At 45.0% G+C, this 15623-nt stretch carries 10 protein-coding genes and 1 tRNA gene; 3 read left to right on the top strand and 8 right to left on the bottom strand.

From position 1 onward, the window contains the following. Nucleotides 1-83: 83 nt before the first annotated feature. Nucleotides 84-821, bottom strand: a complete 738-nt coding sequence (locus IEV69_RS12710; RefSeq protein WP_188443043.1) for an SOS response-associated peptidase — start codon at nt 819-821, stop codon at nt 84-86. A 61-nt stretch (nt 822-882) separates the two neighbouring features. After that, a complete protein-coding gene (locus tag IEV69_RS12705; RefSeq protein WP_188443041.1) occupies nt 883-1272 on the bottom strand; it encodes an acyl-CoA thioesterase in 390 nt (129 codons plus the stop codon). 373 nt (nt 1273-1645) lie between these two features. Between IEV69_RS12705 and IEV69_RS12700 the strand changes: the two genes are divergently transcribed. From IEV69_RS12700 to IEV69_RS12690, 3 genes are all read left to right on the top strand, one after another. Beyond that, complete coding sequence (locus IEV69_RS12700; RefSeq protein WP_188443039.1) at nt 1646-3349, top strand: tetratricopeptide repeat protein; 1704 nt, start codon at nt 1646-1648, stop codon at nt 3347-3349. A gap of 132 nt (nt 3350-3481) precedes the next feature. Further along, nucleotides 3482-3637 (top strand): hypothetical protein, encoded by a 156-nt coding sequence (locus IEV69_RS12695; RefSeq protein WP_188443037.1) that lies wholly within the window; start codon nt 3482-3484, stop codon nt 3635-3637. Nucleotides 3638-3653: 16 nt separating this feature from the next. Then, a complete protein-coding gene (locus tag IEV69_RS12690; protein ID WP_188443035.1) occupies nt 3654-8525 on the top strand; it encodes an HYR domain-containing protein in 4872 nt (1623 codons plus the stop codon). A gap of 342 nt (nt 8526-8867) precedes the next feature. Here the strand turns inward: IEV69_RS12690 and IEV69_RS12685 are convergent, their stop codons facing one another. The 6 genes from IEV69_RS12685 to IEV69_RS12660 form a co-directional block, all read right to left on the bottom strand. After that, nucleotides 8868-9659 (bottom strand): MBL fold metallo-hydrolase, encoded by a 792-nt coding sequence (locus IEV69_RS12685; protein ID WP_188443033.1) that lies wholly within the window; start codon nt 9657-9659, stop codon nt 8868-8870. Between the two features lie 61 nt (nt 9660-9720). Further along, nucleotides 9721-10728 (bottom strand): formimidoylglutamase, encoded by a 1008-nt coding sequence (locus IEV69_RS12680; RefSeq protein WP_188443031.1) that lies wholly within the window; start codon nt 10726-10728, stop codon nt 9721-9723. 92 nt (nt 10729-10820) lie between these two features. Further along, nucleotides 10821-13241, bottom strand: coding sequence for an FIDD domain-containing protein (locus tag IEV69_RS12675; RefSeq protein ID WP_188443029.1), 2421 nt, complete (start codon nt 13239-13241; stop codon nt 10821-10823). A gap of 174 nt (nt 13242-13415) precedes the next feature. Further along, nucleotides 13416-13491 (bottom strand) — tRNA-His (locus IEV69_RS12670). Nucleotides 13492-13583: 92 nt separating this feature from the next. Next, nucleotides 13584-14300 carry a bacillithiol biosynthesis deacetylase BshB1 gene (gene bshB1, locus IEV69_RS12665; protein WP_188443026.1) on the bottom strand — a complete coding sequence of 239 codons (717 nt, stop codon included), beginning with the start codon at nt 14298-14300 and terminating at the stop codon, nt 13584-13586. Nucleotides 14301-14317: 17 nt separating this feature from the next. Continuing rightward, nucleotides 14318-15472 carry a trans-sulfuration enzyme family protein gene (locus IEV69_RS12660; protein WP_188443024.1) on the bottom strand — a complete coding sequence of 385 codons (1155 nt, stop codon included), beginning with the start codon at nt 15470-15472 and terminating at the stop codon, nt 14318-14320. Nucleotides 15473-15623: the final 151 nt, after the last annotated feature.

Below are 15623 nucleotides of genomic sequence, written 5' to 3'. Positions count from 1 at the left end.
GCTGGGTTGTTTCAAAAAACAGCTTCTTTATGTTTAGGAGTTTTATATGTCAAGATTAAATCTTCTTATGGTATGCTCTAAAATCAAAACAGTTGTTGTAGTTCAGGATACACGACTTCTTGCAGACTTTCAGGGGTATTGCTGTCTTGCTGCGGGTGAAAAACGGAGCGTGTTACCGTATACGTATCCAAAGCATCCTCTGCATAGGTCTTGTTGATCAGGGATCTAATGTCAGTTTCATTCAAGGAGTCCTGCAGCCAGTTTTGTTCGTCTACTTTATTCAGTAAAACGGGTTGGCGTTTTTTCTTGTTGTGAATGGCCGCCAGGCGTTCCCCGGCAGGTTTGGTGAGAATGGTGCACGTAAGCGTGGTTCCCACGTGGGTATAGAGTCCGGCAAGTGCAAAACTCTCCCGGTCATTTCGGGTGATGAAATAGGGGAATTTTTTTTGTTGGTATTCGTGGGGTTCAAAAAAACCACTCACGGGGATGAGGCAACGCTGACTGTGGGCAGCCTGTTTATAAAGAAAATGGGAAAACAACTTTTCTGATTGCGCGTTGAGTCCGCCACCAAACTGAGCTGCTTTTTTGTAATAGTCGCCCAGGGTGTCAGGTGTTTCTTTTGACGGAGCCAACCCCCAGGCAGCAGTGGTAATGACAGAAGGTTCTTCCTGGGGAATCAACAGGATCTGCGGATGGGTGAAACCAATGGCATGGTAAAAATAGGGCAGGGCAGTGGGGTCGCCATCCGGGAGTTGCAGCCGGGCCTCATAGCGTTCCTGCAATGCGCGTCCTATTTTTGTCTGACTGATATGAAAACACATAGGGTTTTGTTGAACGGGTTTTTACAAAAATAGCATCTTTGATGAAATTGCTTTGGTTTGATTATGTTTTCAGACGGTTTTTTACAAATTCAACTTCAGTTTTTCCGTGGGCTTTGGGTGTGCCCTGTTCATCGAGCCCTACCATCACAATTTTATCGATGGTGATGATGGATTCGCGGGTCATTTTGTTGCGTACTTCACAACTCAGGGTGAGCGATGCTTTTCCAAAAGCCACCACATCCAGACCGATTTCAACAATGTCACCCGGTTTGGCAGAGCTTTTAAAGTCAATTTCACTCATAAACTTAGTGACCGTTTTGGGGTTTTCGAGTTGAATGATGGCATAGAGGGCCGCCTCTTCGTCAATCCATTCCAGCAACCGACCGCCAAACAAAGTGCCATTGGGGTTGAGGTCCTGGGGTTTGATCCATTTTCGGGTGTGGAAACGCATATCGCTTGGGTGTTAATGGTTCTTTTATTCAGTAGATGTATAATCTACCTAAAGATAGCTTCTTTGTTTGCATAAAATTACTAAAAGATTGCAAAAGGAAGCCTGTTTCAAGTGCAATCTTTTTTGAATTTATACCCTCAAAAATGCATTGGTTTAATCTGTTTCAACCGTAGTCTTATTAAGCACGTTTAGTTACTAAGAAATTCTTTTTTTAGTCATATATCAAATTCATCAAACTAGAGTACGTATTCCTACGTAGTTGACTAGTATAGATCACATAGGAACTAAATTAGAGTCAAAACAATGTTAAATACTTAAATAATTATAATATATTTATTCCCACAACTAAATAAACCCATCAGACCCGAAATCCATGCACAAACTCCTTGTTGGCTTCTTCATGTTTATTGGATTGCAAGGCGTTTGTCAAGAAAAGCAGTTACTCAATAAACCTTACAATGAGAAATACCCGTTAATAGGAGAATTCTATTCCGGTATCCTTGACTTAGAAGACTCTCTGAAGGTAAAGAACAGGGTTAATAGTATCACAGATCAAGCCCGTGCGCATCAGGATCTTGAGTTGGAGCTGGAAATGGAACTTTTATGGGCGTATTACCTTACCAAGCAAAAAACAACCCGGGATGCAGGGATGCATGCTTTGCGGGTCCTGTTTCATAAATCTGGCGAAGAAGGGATTGCCCACATTCGCATCAGGGCACTCAGGGTGCTTGCGGAATGTTATTGGAATGATTTTGAAAACTATGAAAGGGCCTTTGAGGTCTATCTGCAAATGGAAGAAGCCCTGCAAGAGGTTACTGCAGAGGTGTATCCTGATAAATTGATGGATTTAAACCGGATTGCTCTGGCCTATTATTATTTTCAGGATTACCGGCCGGCCATTTCAATTTTAAAGGAAGCTGTTGATATCGAAGAAACACAATTCAATAGCCTTCACAAAGCCAATGCCCTCAATACCCTGGGCTTGTGCTACCAAAAACTTGAAGAATTTGAAGCCTCAAACCGCAACTTCAGAGCTCTATTGGAGTTGCAGATTCCTGAAACAGTTGAAGTATGGGAACCCATCGCGAAGGGCAATCTGGGATACAATCACTTTCTCAAAAAAGAGTTTGACGCAGCAGAACCCATGCTGTTGTATGATACTCAGCAGGCTGAACAGGCAGAAGATTATGGTCTCGCGGCAGGAGCACTCATTCCCCTGGCTGAAATAGCCCTTCTAAAAAACAAGCTGAAGGATGCAGAGGCCTATGCTTATAAGGCCCGCAGGTATATCGCACTTTCCGGGCAAACAGATCGTCTCAGGTTGTTGTATCCGGTGCTGGCGAAGCTGACTGTCAAAACCAGGAAAATGGAACAGGCCATGGCCTATCTCGATTCGGCTGTATGGGCACAAAACAACTACCATCAAAAGTTTAGCGGCCTCAAATTGGTGCGTGCCGAACAGAAAATTAATCGGCAGGAAAACAACCTCAAACTCACAGCCTTCAACCTCGAACGACACCAAATACTTCAAGAACGCAACCGTATATTGTTTTTTTTAGCAGTGGTGTTTGTATTGGTTATTACAGTGTATTTGTATTTCAGAGACAAACACCAAAAAAGAATGAAAGTCCTGCAACGGGCAGAAAGGAACCTGCAGAAAGCCCAACAAGACCTTGAAGCTGCTGGAAATCAACTCAAACGCTATGCGCAAAGCAGCATTCAAAAAAACAATTACATCAAACAACTCGAGCAATCTACCCAACAAGACGATACACGCCGGGTGTTGAACCAACTTAAAAAAACCACCATCCTCACCGACGACGACTGGAACCGCTTTCAGGAGTTGTTTGAGAAAGCCCATCCCGGGTTTATTCATCAGCTTAAAACCCACTACCACCAACTCAGCCAAACAGAAATCCGTTTGCTGGTGCTTTCTAGATTGCTATTTACCACCAAAGAAATGGCTGCTGCCCTGGGGGTTTCGGTCAATGCCATTCAGGTAACCCGCCACCGCATCCGTAAAAAACTCGGTCTGGAGGCCGATGTCAAACTCGAATTCCTCATTTCTTCACTTTAAGTACGTTTTACCTACACTTCTTACATCTTTCTTACGCTTTATAACAATTCCTTAGAGCGTTGTAAGCTTTTTGTAAGCCCTATTATTAAATATGAAGAAGAAGTAAGGTTATATTTACCCAACATTTTTTTAATGAGCAGGCGAAAGAAACTTCTATGGGTCATTCTCATCATCTTGTTATTGATTTCATTTCTGGGGATTTGGAAAAAGTACAACGATGAACTCGATGCGATTGATCAAAAAATAGAACAACTGCCGCCGGTTACTTTAAAAGGGAATAAGTATTAACATAACCAACTTTATTATGAAAAAAAGTACCTTTAAGATTTTAACTGTCTTTCTGCTGGCATCGGTAATGGGATGGGCACAACAGCTCCAGACCACTACCGGGCAAACAGAAAGTATAACTTTAACCCAACCAATCAGTATTGATAACACCCAGCAGCAACCCATGGCTGCGGGCACCGCCACCCTGCAGGGCGATGGATACAACTATCAAATCATGTCCACCCCTCAGGTGATTACGCATAGTAGTTCACAAGCAATTACTATTGTTCCTCAAAGATGTTCTGCTGGAAACACTTCATTTTACAGGGTGTTTGACCTGGATGATGATTTTGGAATCACCACCGACTTTCAGGTCAGTGCTGCTGAATTTGGAGTAGGATATGGAGTAGATCCGGGTGTACCCGTTCCTTTTACTGTGAATGTGTATTCGTCAATCGGTACGTTTCCAAATGACACCCGTACTTTACAGGCCTCTTCCGTTTTTATGGCAACAATTGCTAACAATGCTGCAGTTGTTTCTGTTCCGATTTCTGCTACCATCCCATTGGGAGAAAATTTAGTGTATGAACTCGTAATCAATATTGCTTCAACTGGTGGAGATTATGGTGTTGGAGCTAATACGGCCGGGGAAACAGGCAACTCCTGGATATCAGCTCCTACTTGTGGTGTTCCAAATCCGGTACCAAACACTGCAAATTCAAACTATGTTATGAACATCGTGGGCAACGAAATCCTTGCCTTTAGTGAGTGTGGTACCCCGCTGGGGCAACCCATTCCTGCCGGTGCACCGGGTGACACTCAGGGAGCAATGACTCCTTCGGTAGCCACTGTTGTCGGCTCGGGAATCATCGGACCCAATTACTATATTGACCGTGTAGAAATGGATATTACTCATACCTGGACCGGTGACCTTGACATTTCACTCGTAGCACCGGATGGAACGGTACTTATTTTATCTAATGATAATGGTGGTTCAGATGATAACTATACCAATACTGTCTTTCAGGATGGAGGGGCAAGTATTGTTGGTGCATCAGCCCCCTTTACCGGAACCTTCCAACCCCAGGGAGGCACCTTTGCCAATGCCTTCAATGGAATTGACGTGAATGGAAACTGGGAATTACGTGTTTTTGATGATGCAGCTGGTGATGTTGGAACGTTGAATAATTTCTGTATTTATTTTATACCCAATGAAGCCCCTGTAATCACATGTACAACCAACCAAACAGAGGACACAGCTGCCGGGGTATGTACCTATACCCACAGCGGTACGGCCTGGGATGCCACCGCTACCGATGACGGTTCGGTTGACAGTATCGAATACGAGCTCACCGGAGTCACCACAGGTGCAGGAACCTCTCTCGATGGGGTTACCTTCAACCTGGGAGTAACCACGGTCACCTGGACCGTAACTGACAATGGCGGCAGAACGGATGTGTGCTCCTATACCGTAACGATAGCAGACAATGAAGATCCGGTCATCACCTGTATCGGCAACGAAACAGTAGATACCGATGCAGGGGTCTGTACCTATACCCACAGTGGTGCCACCTGGGATGCGACCGCCACTGATAATTGTTCAGCCACAGTAGTGTTTGAATTAACGGGTGTAACCACAGGTACAGGAACCTCCCTGGCCGGTGTGGTCTTCAATCTTGGAACCACCACCGTGAACTGGACCGCCACCGATGGCAGTACCAATACTGATGTCTGTTCGTATACAGTCACAGTAGAAGACAATGAAGATCCGGTCATCAGCTGTATCGGCAACGAAACAGTGGATACCGATGCCGGGGTATGTACTTATACCCATAGTGGCACGGCCTGGGATGCCACGGCCACCGATAACTGTTCGGTTGACAGTATCGAATACGAGCTCACCGGAGTCACCACAGGTACAGGAACGAGTCTTGCCGGTGTGGTCTTCAACCTTGGAACCACCACCGTGAACTGGACCGCCACCGATGGCAGTACCAATACCGATGTCTGTTCGTATACGGTGACAGTAGAAGACAATGAAGATCCGGTCATCACCTGTATCGGCAACGAAACAGTAGATACCGATGCAGGAGTATGTACTTATACCCATAGTGGCACGGCCTGGGATGCGACAGCCACGGATAACTGTTCAGTAGCCTCGATAACTTTTGAATTAACGGGCGTAACCACAGGTACAGGAACGAGTCTTGCCGGTGTGGTCTTCAACCTTGGAGAAACCACAGTCACCTGGACCGCCACCGATGGCAGTACCAATACCGATGTCTGTTCGTATACGGTGGCGGTAGAAGACAATGAAGATCCGGTCATCACGTGTATCGGCAACGAAACAGTGGATACCGATCCGGGTGTTTGTACCTATACCCACAGCGGTACCGCCTGGGATGCAACAGCTACCGATAACTGTTCGGTCAGTTCAATTGAATATGTCCTTACCGGAGATACCACCGGCAACGGGACCTCACTTGACGGTGTGGTCTTTAATCTCGGAACAACTACAGTAACGTGGACCGCCACCGACGGCAGTACCAATACCGATGTGTGTTCATATACGGTGACGGTAGAAGACAATGAAGCACCGGTCATCAGTTGCACGACCAATAAGACCGCAGATACCAATGCCGGGGTATGTACCTACACCCACCTGGGCAACTTCTGGGACGCATCTTATGACGACAACTGTACAGCGACCCTCAGCTATGAGCTCACGGGAGCCACCATCGGCACCGGCAGTTCACTAAATGGTGTGACCTTCAACTTAGGCGTAACCACCGTCACCTGGACCGTGACCGATGTGGGCGGCAATACCGATGTGTGTTCGTATACAGTCACTGTAGAAGACAACGAAGCGCCTGAGGTGAGCTGTGTTGCAGATGCCACGGTTGAGACCGATGCAGACGTATGTAACTATACCCACAGCGGTACAAGCTGGGATGCTACGGCCACTGACAACTGTAGCCTGAGTACCTTGACCTATAGCCTTAGTGGGGCCACCACCGGCACGGGAACCAGCCTTGACGGTGTGACCTTTAACTTAGGTGCCACCACGGTGACCTGGACGGCTACGGATGCGATAGGCAACAGCCAAAGCTGTACTACGACCATCACCGTAGAAGACACCGAAGCCCCTGTAATCATCTGTATTAGCAGCAAACTCAGGGATACCGATCCGGGCGAATGTACCTATACCCATAGCGGTACCTTGTGGGATTCCCTGGCATCAGACAACTGCAATGTTTTCTCGTTGACCTATGAACTCTCAGGCGCGACCACCGGCACGGGCAACAGCCTTGACGGTGTGACCTTTAACCTGGGCACCACCACAGTGGTGTGGACGGTTATCGATGATGCCGGCAATACCGATGTGTGTACCTATACCGTAACCATCGAAGACAATGAAGCACCGGTAATTAGCTGTACAAGCAACCAAAGTGTAGACACTGATGCAGATGTGTGTACCTACACCCATAGCGGCACGGCCTGGGATGCCACGGCCACTGATAACTGTGGAGTCGCAGCGGTAGAATATACCCTTTCAGGCGCGACCACGGGCAGTGGTATGACCCTGGACGGCATAGTTTTTAACTTAGGCACCACTACGGTGACCTGGACCGCGACCGATACCAATGGCAATACAGCGCTATGCAGCTATGAAATCACGGTAGAAGACAACCAGTCACCTGAGATCAGTTGTGGCGGTAACCAAACAGTGGACGCCGATGCAGGCAGCTGTAGCTATACCCACAGCGGCACCGGCTGGAATGCCACCGCGACCGATAACTGTAGCGTGTCAACCATCACCTACAGCCTGTCAGGCGCGACGAGCGGTACGGGAAGTTCGCTCAGCGGCGTGACCTTTAACCTAGGTGTTACCACGGTGACCTGGACTGCGACTGACGCAGCCGGCAATACCGATGTGTGTACCTATACCGTGACCGTAGAAGACAATGAATCTCCTCAAGCAGTCTGTCAGGACCTGACCATCCAGTTGGATGCCAATGGAATGGCGAGTATACTAGTGGAAGACCTCAATGGCGGTAGCAGCGACAACTGTGGCAACAGTGCTCTCACTTACACGGCCAGCAAGACGGAATTTGATNGCTGTACAGCGATCGTGACCGTGGAAGACCTGATTGCACCCGAAGCCTTGTGTGTAACAGACTTTACCCTGGAGCTTGATGAAAACGGAGAAGCCACCCTCACGGCAGCCATGCTGGATGGAGGCAGTATGGACAACTGTGCCATAGCCGATATCAGTATCAGCCAGACTGAGTTTGACTGTTCAGATATAGGCGAGAACACGGTAACCGTTACGGTAACTGACAGCGAAGGCAACAGCACGAGCTGTACTTCAGTGGTAACCGTGGCCGACACCTTGCCACCGGTGATTAGCTGTCCGGGCGATGTAACCGTCGATCCAAATGGAAACGGTACCTATGTGGTCGAAGACTTTACCGGCGGTGTAACCGCGACAGATAACTGTACCGACCCTGTAGTGTTGATCACCCAGGAACCGGCACCTAACACGATGTTGTCAGCAGGTACAACTTATACCGTTACCTTTACGGCAGAAGATGAGGCCGGCAATACCTCAAGCTGTAGCTTTGAGTTGGAGGTCACCCCATTCCTGGGCACAGACAACTTCAACCTAAGTAGTTTGACGATGTACCCGAACCCTGCTGCCACAAGGGTGAACATAGGCAACCCCAACCTGATAGCAGTAGATCAGATTAGCATCTATGATGTCAGAGGGCGAATGGTGGTACAACAACAGTACAGTACACCACAAGGCGCCTATGCATTGGATGTAAGCGAACTCTCATCTGCGGTATATATGGTGATGATTCAGAGTGAAAACAAACAAACAGTCAAAAGACTGATCGTGGAATAGTTTTTTTCTAATTATTGATAATGTTTAAACCCCGGCACTTGTGTCGGGGTTTTTGTATTATAAACTGTAGAAGATTATAAAATTCAGTTGACAGCCTTTAATATTTACCTTCCGTCAGCACAAGACATCCCGCTGTTAAAACCATAATGAAATTATTTCTGTGAGAGCGTCCGCAATTGTAAGCTGCGGCGTGATTTAACTTAGACAAACCATCAGACCGGAGTTTAAAAAGTAAAAACCCCTAAGCAGTGAACTGTTCAGGGGTTTTTCATAAATACTTTGTAGGGATGTAGCTCATTGATTGCGAATGTAAGCTACAAATCATTTTACTAAAAAGGAGACTTATTCATTCGGATAAAAGTCAAGACGATTGACTTCGACTTCGGGGGCGTTTTTATTGACCAGCTTCTCAAAAGCATCTACATCTGCAAACCCGTCTCCACCTCTAAAGTGGTAAGGAATCACCGTTTTTGGTTTGAATTCTGCTACTGCTGAAGCAGCACTTTCAACGGTCATTGTGTAGGGTAAATTCATACATACAAAGGCCAGGTCAATATTTTTAAGATTGCGCATTTCCGGGATGTCTTCAGTATCTCCTGAAATATACACCCGGTAATCATCGCGTTGAATCAGGTAACCGTTGCCCCTTCCTTTTTCGTGATACTGAAGCGCTTCTTCTCTCAGGTTATACATCGGAATTCCGGTGATGGTAAAAGCCTGTTGTTCTACAGAGGCACCGTTGGCCAGTACTATGGCATCGGTTTTTAGCTCCTCCGGAAGTTGATCAATAACTGCCTGGGGTGCAATGATGCGGCTTTTGTCTTTTTTGACGGCTTGTAAGGTTTCTATATTCAGGTGGTCGCCGTGAATGTCAGTAATCAAAATGATGTCAGCATCTTTCATGTCAGTGAATGCTTCGGCTCCTCCCACCGGGTCAACATACATAACCGTTTCATCCCATACAAGAACCATCGTTGCATGGCTGATGGGGTGGATATCAATCTGGGGTGCTGATTTTTCGATGGCCATTTCCTGATCGGTATCGGCCGTTTCCTCAGGCGATTTCTCAGCGGAGTTTTTACAAGACCAAAAGAGTGCAATAAAAAGCAGGACGAATAAGGTGTTAGATTTCATTTTTTTAAGTGTTTTGGATTGACGTGTTAAAGTACAACAACTTAAAAAGAAGGACTGTTAACTAACTTATAAAATCCATGATGAGGTAGGCCAGTAGTTTACCCACTTGTTTTTCTTCATCGGTTCCGGGTTTTGGGGCTGCTTCACAGAGGTGGAGATAGGCCACATTGTTGTTTTTTGCAAAATAACTGAGAAACCGGCGCGTGTCATTCACAGAAAATCCACTGGGCGTTTTGGCACTGCTTGGGATGTCCTGTATGCTGTCTAAATCGATTTCCAGTCCGAACTTCTCTGCGGCTACCGTAAAAGATTCAGCTTCTTTCAGGGCTTGTCCGAATGATTTGGTGCGTTGAATGGCGATGCTTTCAAATAAGTTGTATGAAACATTCACTTTACTGGAGTGCAGTCTGTCAAAAATAGCCTGACTGTTATAGCTTGTATGCAATCCGAATACAAAATAATGATGCAGGTAGCCTTCTTCATACGCAAAGGAAAAGCCGTTGCCACTGTGTCTGTGTTCCATGGGTCTGAAATCGGCATGGGCATCAAAGTTAATGACACTTATAGGTTTTTTTAGCGCAAACGAAGTTCCTTTAATAGCACCATAACTGTTGTTATGCCCTCCACCTATGATTACCGGAATCTTTCCGGCATTGACAATATGTTCAACTACAGTGGTGACTTTGGTGTCAATTTGCGAAACGATATGACCGAGTTCTTCAAAATAATGTTCGTCTTCTTTGTCAAGGGTAGCGGCTGCTTTGAGTTCAATGTCACAATCAATTTCACCTAAAAGCACCAGGTTTTCAGGTGTTGTAAATTCATTGGCTTGTAAATTAAGCAATGCTTTTAAGCAAGCCTGCCATGCATTTTTGGCTCCCTTGACACCGTGGTTTGCCAGGATGCCAATATCTTCGGGTATACCGAGCAGGACATACTTGGCCGGAGTGGTTTTCAGGTCATTGAGTTCATGTATTGTTTGAATGGATTCACCAAATTTTGTTTCACCGGGTCTTTTATTAATAAACTTTTGAATTTTTTTAGGGGAGTAAATAATTAAAGGATTCATTTTCAACTTTTAAATTGTTTTGTATTCAGCTTGGGTTAAAGACTGAAATTTAAGTAATAATATTCAGGAAAACGAATCCATTTGAAACGAAATTACTTGTTAAGATACACCCATCCTGTAAAGACTTTATAGTCAGGATGATTTAGGTTTAAAACATAATAATACACCCCTGAAGGAACAGGCCCTTCATACAATAAACCGTGGTTGGCATTGCCATTCCAAAACCCGGTTTGGTTAGTTCCTTTAAAAATCAAGTTGCCTTTTCGGGTGTATATTAACAGCTCGTGCAAGGGATAAATATCCAACAAGCCTGAAATTTCAAAGACATCATTGATCCCATCGTTGTTGGGTGAAAATCCTTCGGGAATGAAGGGAGGACAATCAGTAGTTGAAATTTGAAACTCACCAATGGTAAAACAGGTGGCGTTGTCCAGTCTCACATAAAGTGTTTGCGGATTGGAAGTACTTTGATACCGGTCTGGAAACAGCAGTGCGTTTTGTTGGTTGAGGGCCTCTTCATAAGTGGTGTAAAAACTTAGTTCATCCTCATTGGACGGGGCGATAGACTCAATAATTTCAGTGAGGTCAAATACTGCAAATCCAAAACCTTCATTACAGATTTCCAGATCAGGCAAAACAGGAAGGTCTTCAATACTTTGAAATTGAACAATAGTCGTAAACGTATTGTTGGTTTCATCCAGTTCCTCAACGACCCCGGTGCCGTTTCCGGTATCATCGACGACCAGGAGTAGCGTAAAACTGTCAGGCAGGGTAGCCGTCAGTTCAATTTCTGTGGTCATATGAATTTGTCCACCAATGGGAATGCTGATGGGGGTTGCTGTGGTATGGTACAACTGATTGTCAAGATACAATGCGATGGGTGTCTCTGCCGGTAAAGGGGCTGTGCCCTGTGTATTGGCCACGATGTATTCAATTTGAAGCAATCGCTGGCGGCAAGCATTTACATCATTGGTAATTGTAATGGTTGCGTCAGGTAATGGGCAGGAGATGACCTCAATGATGAACGAACCGATCACAAAACAAGCTCCGTTGTCTACCCGGATATAAACTGTTTCTTCAGTTCCTGAAATTTCATAGGTTTCAGGATTTGCAATCGCATTTACATTGTTTTCAGCATCTGCTTCACTTTGGTGAAATGTGAGCAGGTAGTCTGGGTTGATTTGCTGTGTGGAAAGCGTGAGATCAAAGACTTCAGGACCCACCGCATCACATTTTTCCTGATTGGTCAGACCTGAAATTTCCGGATATACCAATAACACTACCTGGGTGCTGTCAGTATTGTTGGTTTCATCGATTTCATTTACAATCCCGTTTCCGTTTCCGGTATCATCTACCGCAAGGCTTAGGGTAAATTCCTGCGGAATTGCCGGAGGGATGCTCAGTGTGATTTCACCACTTTCAGCCCCTTCAATGGGAATCTCTGACTGAGTTGCTGAGGTGCCCACCAATGTTGTATTTGCATAAAAGGCGATGGGCGTGTTGGCGGGTAACACATCAGTGCTGTTTATATTTTTGACCGTGTAGTCCAGTTCAACGTCTCGGTTGCCGCATTCTTCTCCGGCAGTCAGGGCGTCCAAGTGGATGGTCGCATCGGGCAGCTGACTGTTTAACAAGGTTACTATGTTGTTGATCATCACAAAATCCTGGCCTGAGCTCAATGAAATGGTTGCCTGTGTATCACCCACCTGAATGTTGTTTTGAATATCATACACATCCATATCCATGTTCCACAATTGATTGCTGTTTGTATAACTGTTGGTTCCGTTAAACGCATTATTACCCGGGTTCAATGGCGGATTACTAATGGTATTGCCATTGATTTGCAGGGTTTCGTTGACAGCAATGCTTTCATCGCCTTCCCAGGCCAAAAAGCCAATTTTAGCACCTTCGTTATCAATCACATTGAGGTTTTCCAGAATAATGTTGATTTGAGTGTTATTGGCGGACACACTTTCCAGTCCGTCATATACATTGAGTTGATTGAGGTTCAGACCGGGATCTTCATACACAATGATTACAGACCAGCCTCCAAAGTTGGTGCCGGAAGGGCAGTAGGGTTCTATGACATTGGTTAGATCGAGTTCAGAGAGTGTATACATCCCGTTTCCGGAGTTTTGAAGTTGTTGGGTGACATTGGCAAAAGCGGCAAAAAACTGGCGTTGTGGATCCAGTTCATTACTGAACGTGCGTTCTGCAATAATGGGTTCGCCATTGAGACTGACTTCAAAATCACCCTCACCGGAACCTGCCCAGTACAAATAAGCTGCAACGATGTTTTGTTCCGGTTCTAAATTGAGTGTTGCACTGGAAGAAGTCAATATAGTACAGGGAGCATCAGCTCCGTTTTCTTCCACATTCAGGGTGTTCCCTAATGCTGTAAAATCATACCGACCGTTAAACTGTTCATACAGACTAACTTCCTGAGCAATTACAAGGGAATAGGAACCCTGTAATGCCATCAAGCATACCATTATCTGAATTGATTTTTTCATGCGGTGGGGATTGAAAGTTTAAATATACAAAATTCCCCTGCAGTTAACAGTGATTTATTGAGAGGTTGTTTACCTGATGTTTAAGCTTATTCAGCATAAACTACTCGACCTCTTTCACTTAGTTACTATGGATGCCACAAAAAAAGTCCCTGCTTTCACAGAGACTTATATTTTGGGTGGAAGACCGGTCTCGAACCGGCGACCTCTAGAACCACAATCTAGCGCTCTAACCAACTGAGCTACAACCACCATTTGTTATTGCTGCTTCAACAAACCTTAGTTTGCTCAAAAGCGAGTGCAAATTTAATTGAAAAAGCTATCAATTTCAAAACAAATATGCGATTATTTTAAATCAAAAATGGAATTGACGCCCAACAGCCTGTCAGCATTGAAGCCCTCTGCGTGTTCAACCCCGATTAGACGTCCTAAATCACGGGCTCTGTAAACTATACTGTCTTTAAAATTGGGACTGCTGATGGGGGTATCAGGTTCGTTTTTATCGGGATTGTAAAACTGACTTTCATAGGCCATTACGGCTTCCATTTTTTTATCGATAAATCCTGATACATCCACTACAAAATCGGGTGTGAGGTTTTTCCATTGAATATAGTGGTATACGCTTTGAGGCCTCCAGGCTTCCTGTTTGTTGCCTTCAAAAATCGTTTCTATTTTTTTTAAGCCGCTTAAAAAACAGGCATCACTCACCAGTTTACTGCCTTTGGCGTGGTCTATATGCCGGTCATCGACCGCATTGCAAAGCACCGTTTCGGGTTTGTATTTGCGGATGATTTTAATGACTTCCAGTTGTGATGCGGTATTGTTAATAAAAAAACCATCGGCAAATTCGAGGTTTTTCCGGAAGGTCACTCCCAGAATTTGAGCAGCATTGGCAGCTTCAAGGTCTCTGATTTCAGCGGTTCCGCGTGTACCGAGTTCGCCCCGGGTGAGGTCTAAAATGCCCACTTTTTTTCCGTTTGCAATTTCTTTAGCCAGTGTAGCACCACAACCCAATTCCACATCATCGGGATGGGCACCTATGGCGAGTATATCTAATTTCACGTTTTTGAATTTTAATTTTATTTACAAGCCTCCAAAGCCTGCTCTATATCTGCAATTAAATCTTTTTTCTCTTCAATTCCAACAGAAAAACGCAATAAATTCTCTGAGATTCCCTGAGCTGATCGTTCCTCTTGACTCAAAAGAGCGTGAGAGGTTTCAGCAGGGAGCAGGATGGTTGATTCCACACCGGCAAGGCTCATGGAAGGTTTAATGAGTTTCAGGTTGTTCAGGAATTGACGGGCGTCCATGTTTTTGGAGAGTTCGAAGGAAAGCATTCCGCCAAACCCTTTCATTTGACTTTTGGCAATGTCATAATCGGGATGTGACTTTAAACCGGGATAATACACTTTTTCAATGTGTGTGTGCTTACTGAGGTATTTTGCCAGTTTTTTGGCTGTTCGATTCTGGGCTTTTACCCGAATTCCCATTGTTTTGATACTCCGTTCTAACAGCCACACGGTATACTCACTTAAATTACCTCCCAGGTTTTTCCCTTTCTGGAAAATCTGCTCGATGTGTGCTTCAGAGGCGGCGATTGCACCTGCCAGTATATCACTGTGTCCTCCCATATATTTCGTCGCACTGTGGATCACGATGTCAATTCCAAAGTCGATGGGATTTTGATTGACCGGAGAAGCAAAGGTATTGTCGATCATCGAAATGAGCCGGTGTTTTTTGCATACGGACGCTACCATCGCGATGTCAGTAATTGTCAATAAAGGATTGGAAGGCGTTTCAATGTAAACCACTTTGGTGTTGGCTTGTATTTTTTCGGCGAAGCCTTTTTCAGAGAGGTCGTCAGTAAATGAGTAGTCAATTCCAAATTTTTCAAACTCTTCAGTCACCAGATTGAAGGTACCTCCATAAAGTGTTTTTTGCAACAACACATGGTCTCCTTTTTGTAAAAAGGCTAACAAGGCGGTACTTACTGCGGCCATTCCGCTTCCAAAAAGCAAACCGGCTTCGGTATGTTCGAGTGCGGCAATTTTTTGTGACAGCGCCTGCTGATTGGGCGTATTGAAATAACGGGGATAGCGCTTCTCTTCTACATTGTCAAACGCATAGGAAGTGGACATATATAGAGGAGAAACAGCCCCGTGAAAGCGGGTGTCTTTTAATTCGCCCGCGTGCGTACACAAGGTATTGATGCCGGGTTTTTCAGTTGGTTTCATAAAAATGATTTAAGAGCACCAAGGTACTAAATGTGAAGATACTTTGTATAAGTGACTCATGAAATTAAACTTTTTTTAATAAATCATGGAAAAGTGCTTCTGTGTTTTTACAATATTTACTTTCAAAAGGTCGTTGAAGTACTTAAAGGAT

The organism is Planktosalinus lacus, from assembly GCF_014640155.1.
Taxonomy (GTDB): Bacteria; Bacteroidota; Bacteroidia; order Flavobacteriales; family Flavobacteriaceae; genus Planktosalinus; species Planktosalinus lacus.
Note: the sequence above shows the minus strand (reverse complement) of the source record. Positions and strands in the feature narration are given on the sequence as shown.

What these genes read in the sequence shown, in the direction of transcription:
- IEV69_RS12710 (WP_188443043.1), bottom strand. Translation starts at nt 821, where the DNA reads ATGTGTTTTCATATCAGTCAGACAAAAATAGGACGCGCATTGCAGGAA.
- IEV69_RS12705 (WP_188443041.1), bottom strand. Translation starts at nt 1,272, where the DNA reads ATGCGTTTCCACACCCGAAAATGGATCAAACCCCAGGACCTCAACCCC.
- IEV69_RS12700 (WP_188443039.1), top strand. Translation starts at nt 1,646, where the DNA reads ATGCACAAACTCCTTGTTGGCTTCTTCATGTTTATTGGATTGCAAGGC.
- IEV69_RS12695 (WP_188443037.1), top strand. Translation starts at nt 3,482, where the DNA reads ATGAGCAGGCGAAAGAAACTTCTATGGGTCATTCTCATCATCTTGTTA.
- IEV69_RS12685 (WP_188443033.1), bottom strand. Translation starts at nt 9,659, where the DNA reads ATGAAATCTAACACCTTATTCGTCCTGCTTTTTATTGCACTCTTTTGG.
- IEV69_RS12680 (WP_188443031.1), bottom strand. Translation starts at nt 10,728, where the DNA reads ATGAATCCTTTAATTATTTACTCCCCTAAAAAAATTCAAAAGTTTATT.
- IEV69_RS12675 (WP_188443029.1), bottom strand. Translation starts at nt 13,241, where the DNA reads ATGAAAAAATCAATTCAGATAATGGTATGCTTGATGGCATTACAGGGT.
- IEV69_RS12660 (WP_188443024.1), bottom strand. Translation starts at nt 15,472, where the DNA reads ATGAAACCAACTGAAAAACCCGGCATCAATACCTTGTGTACGCACGCG.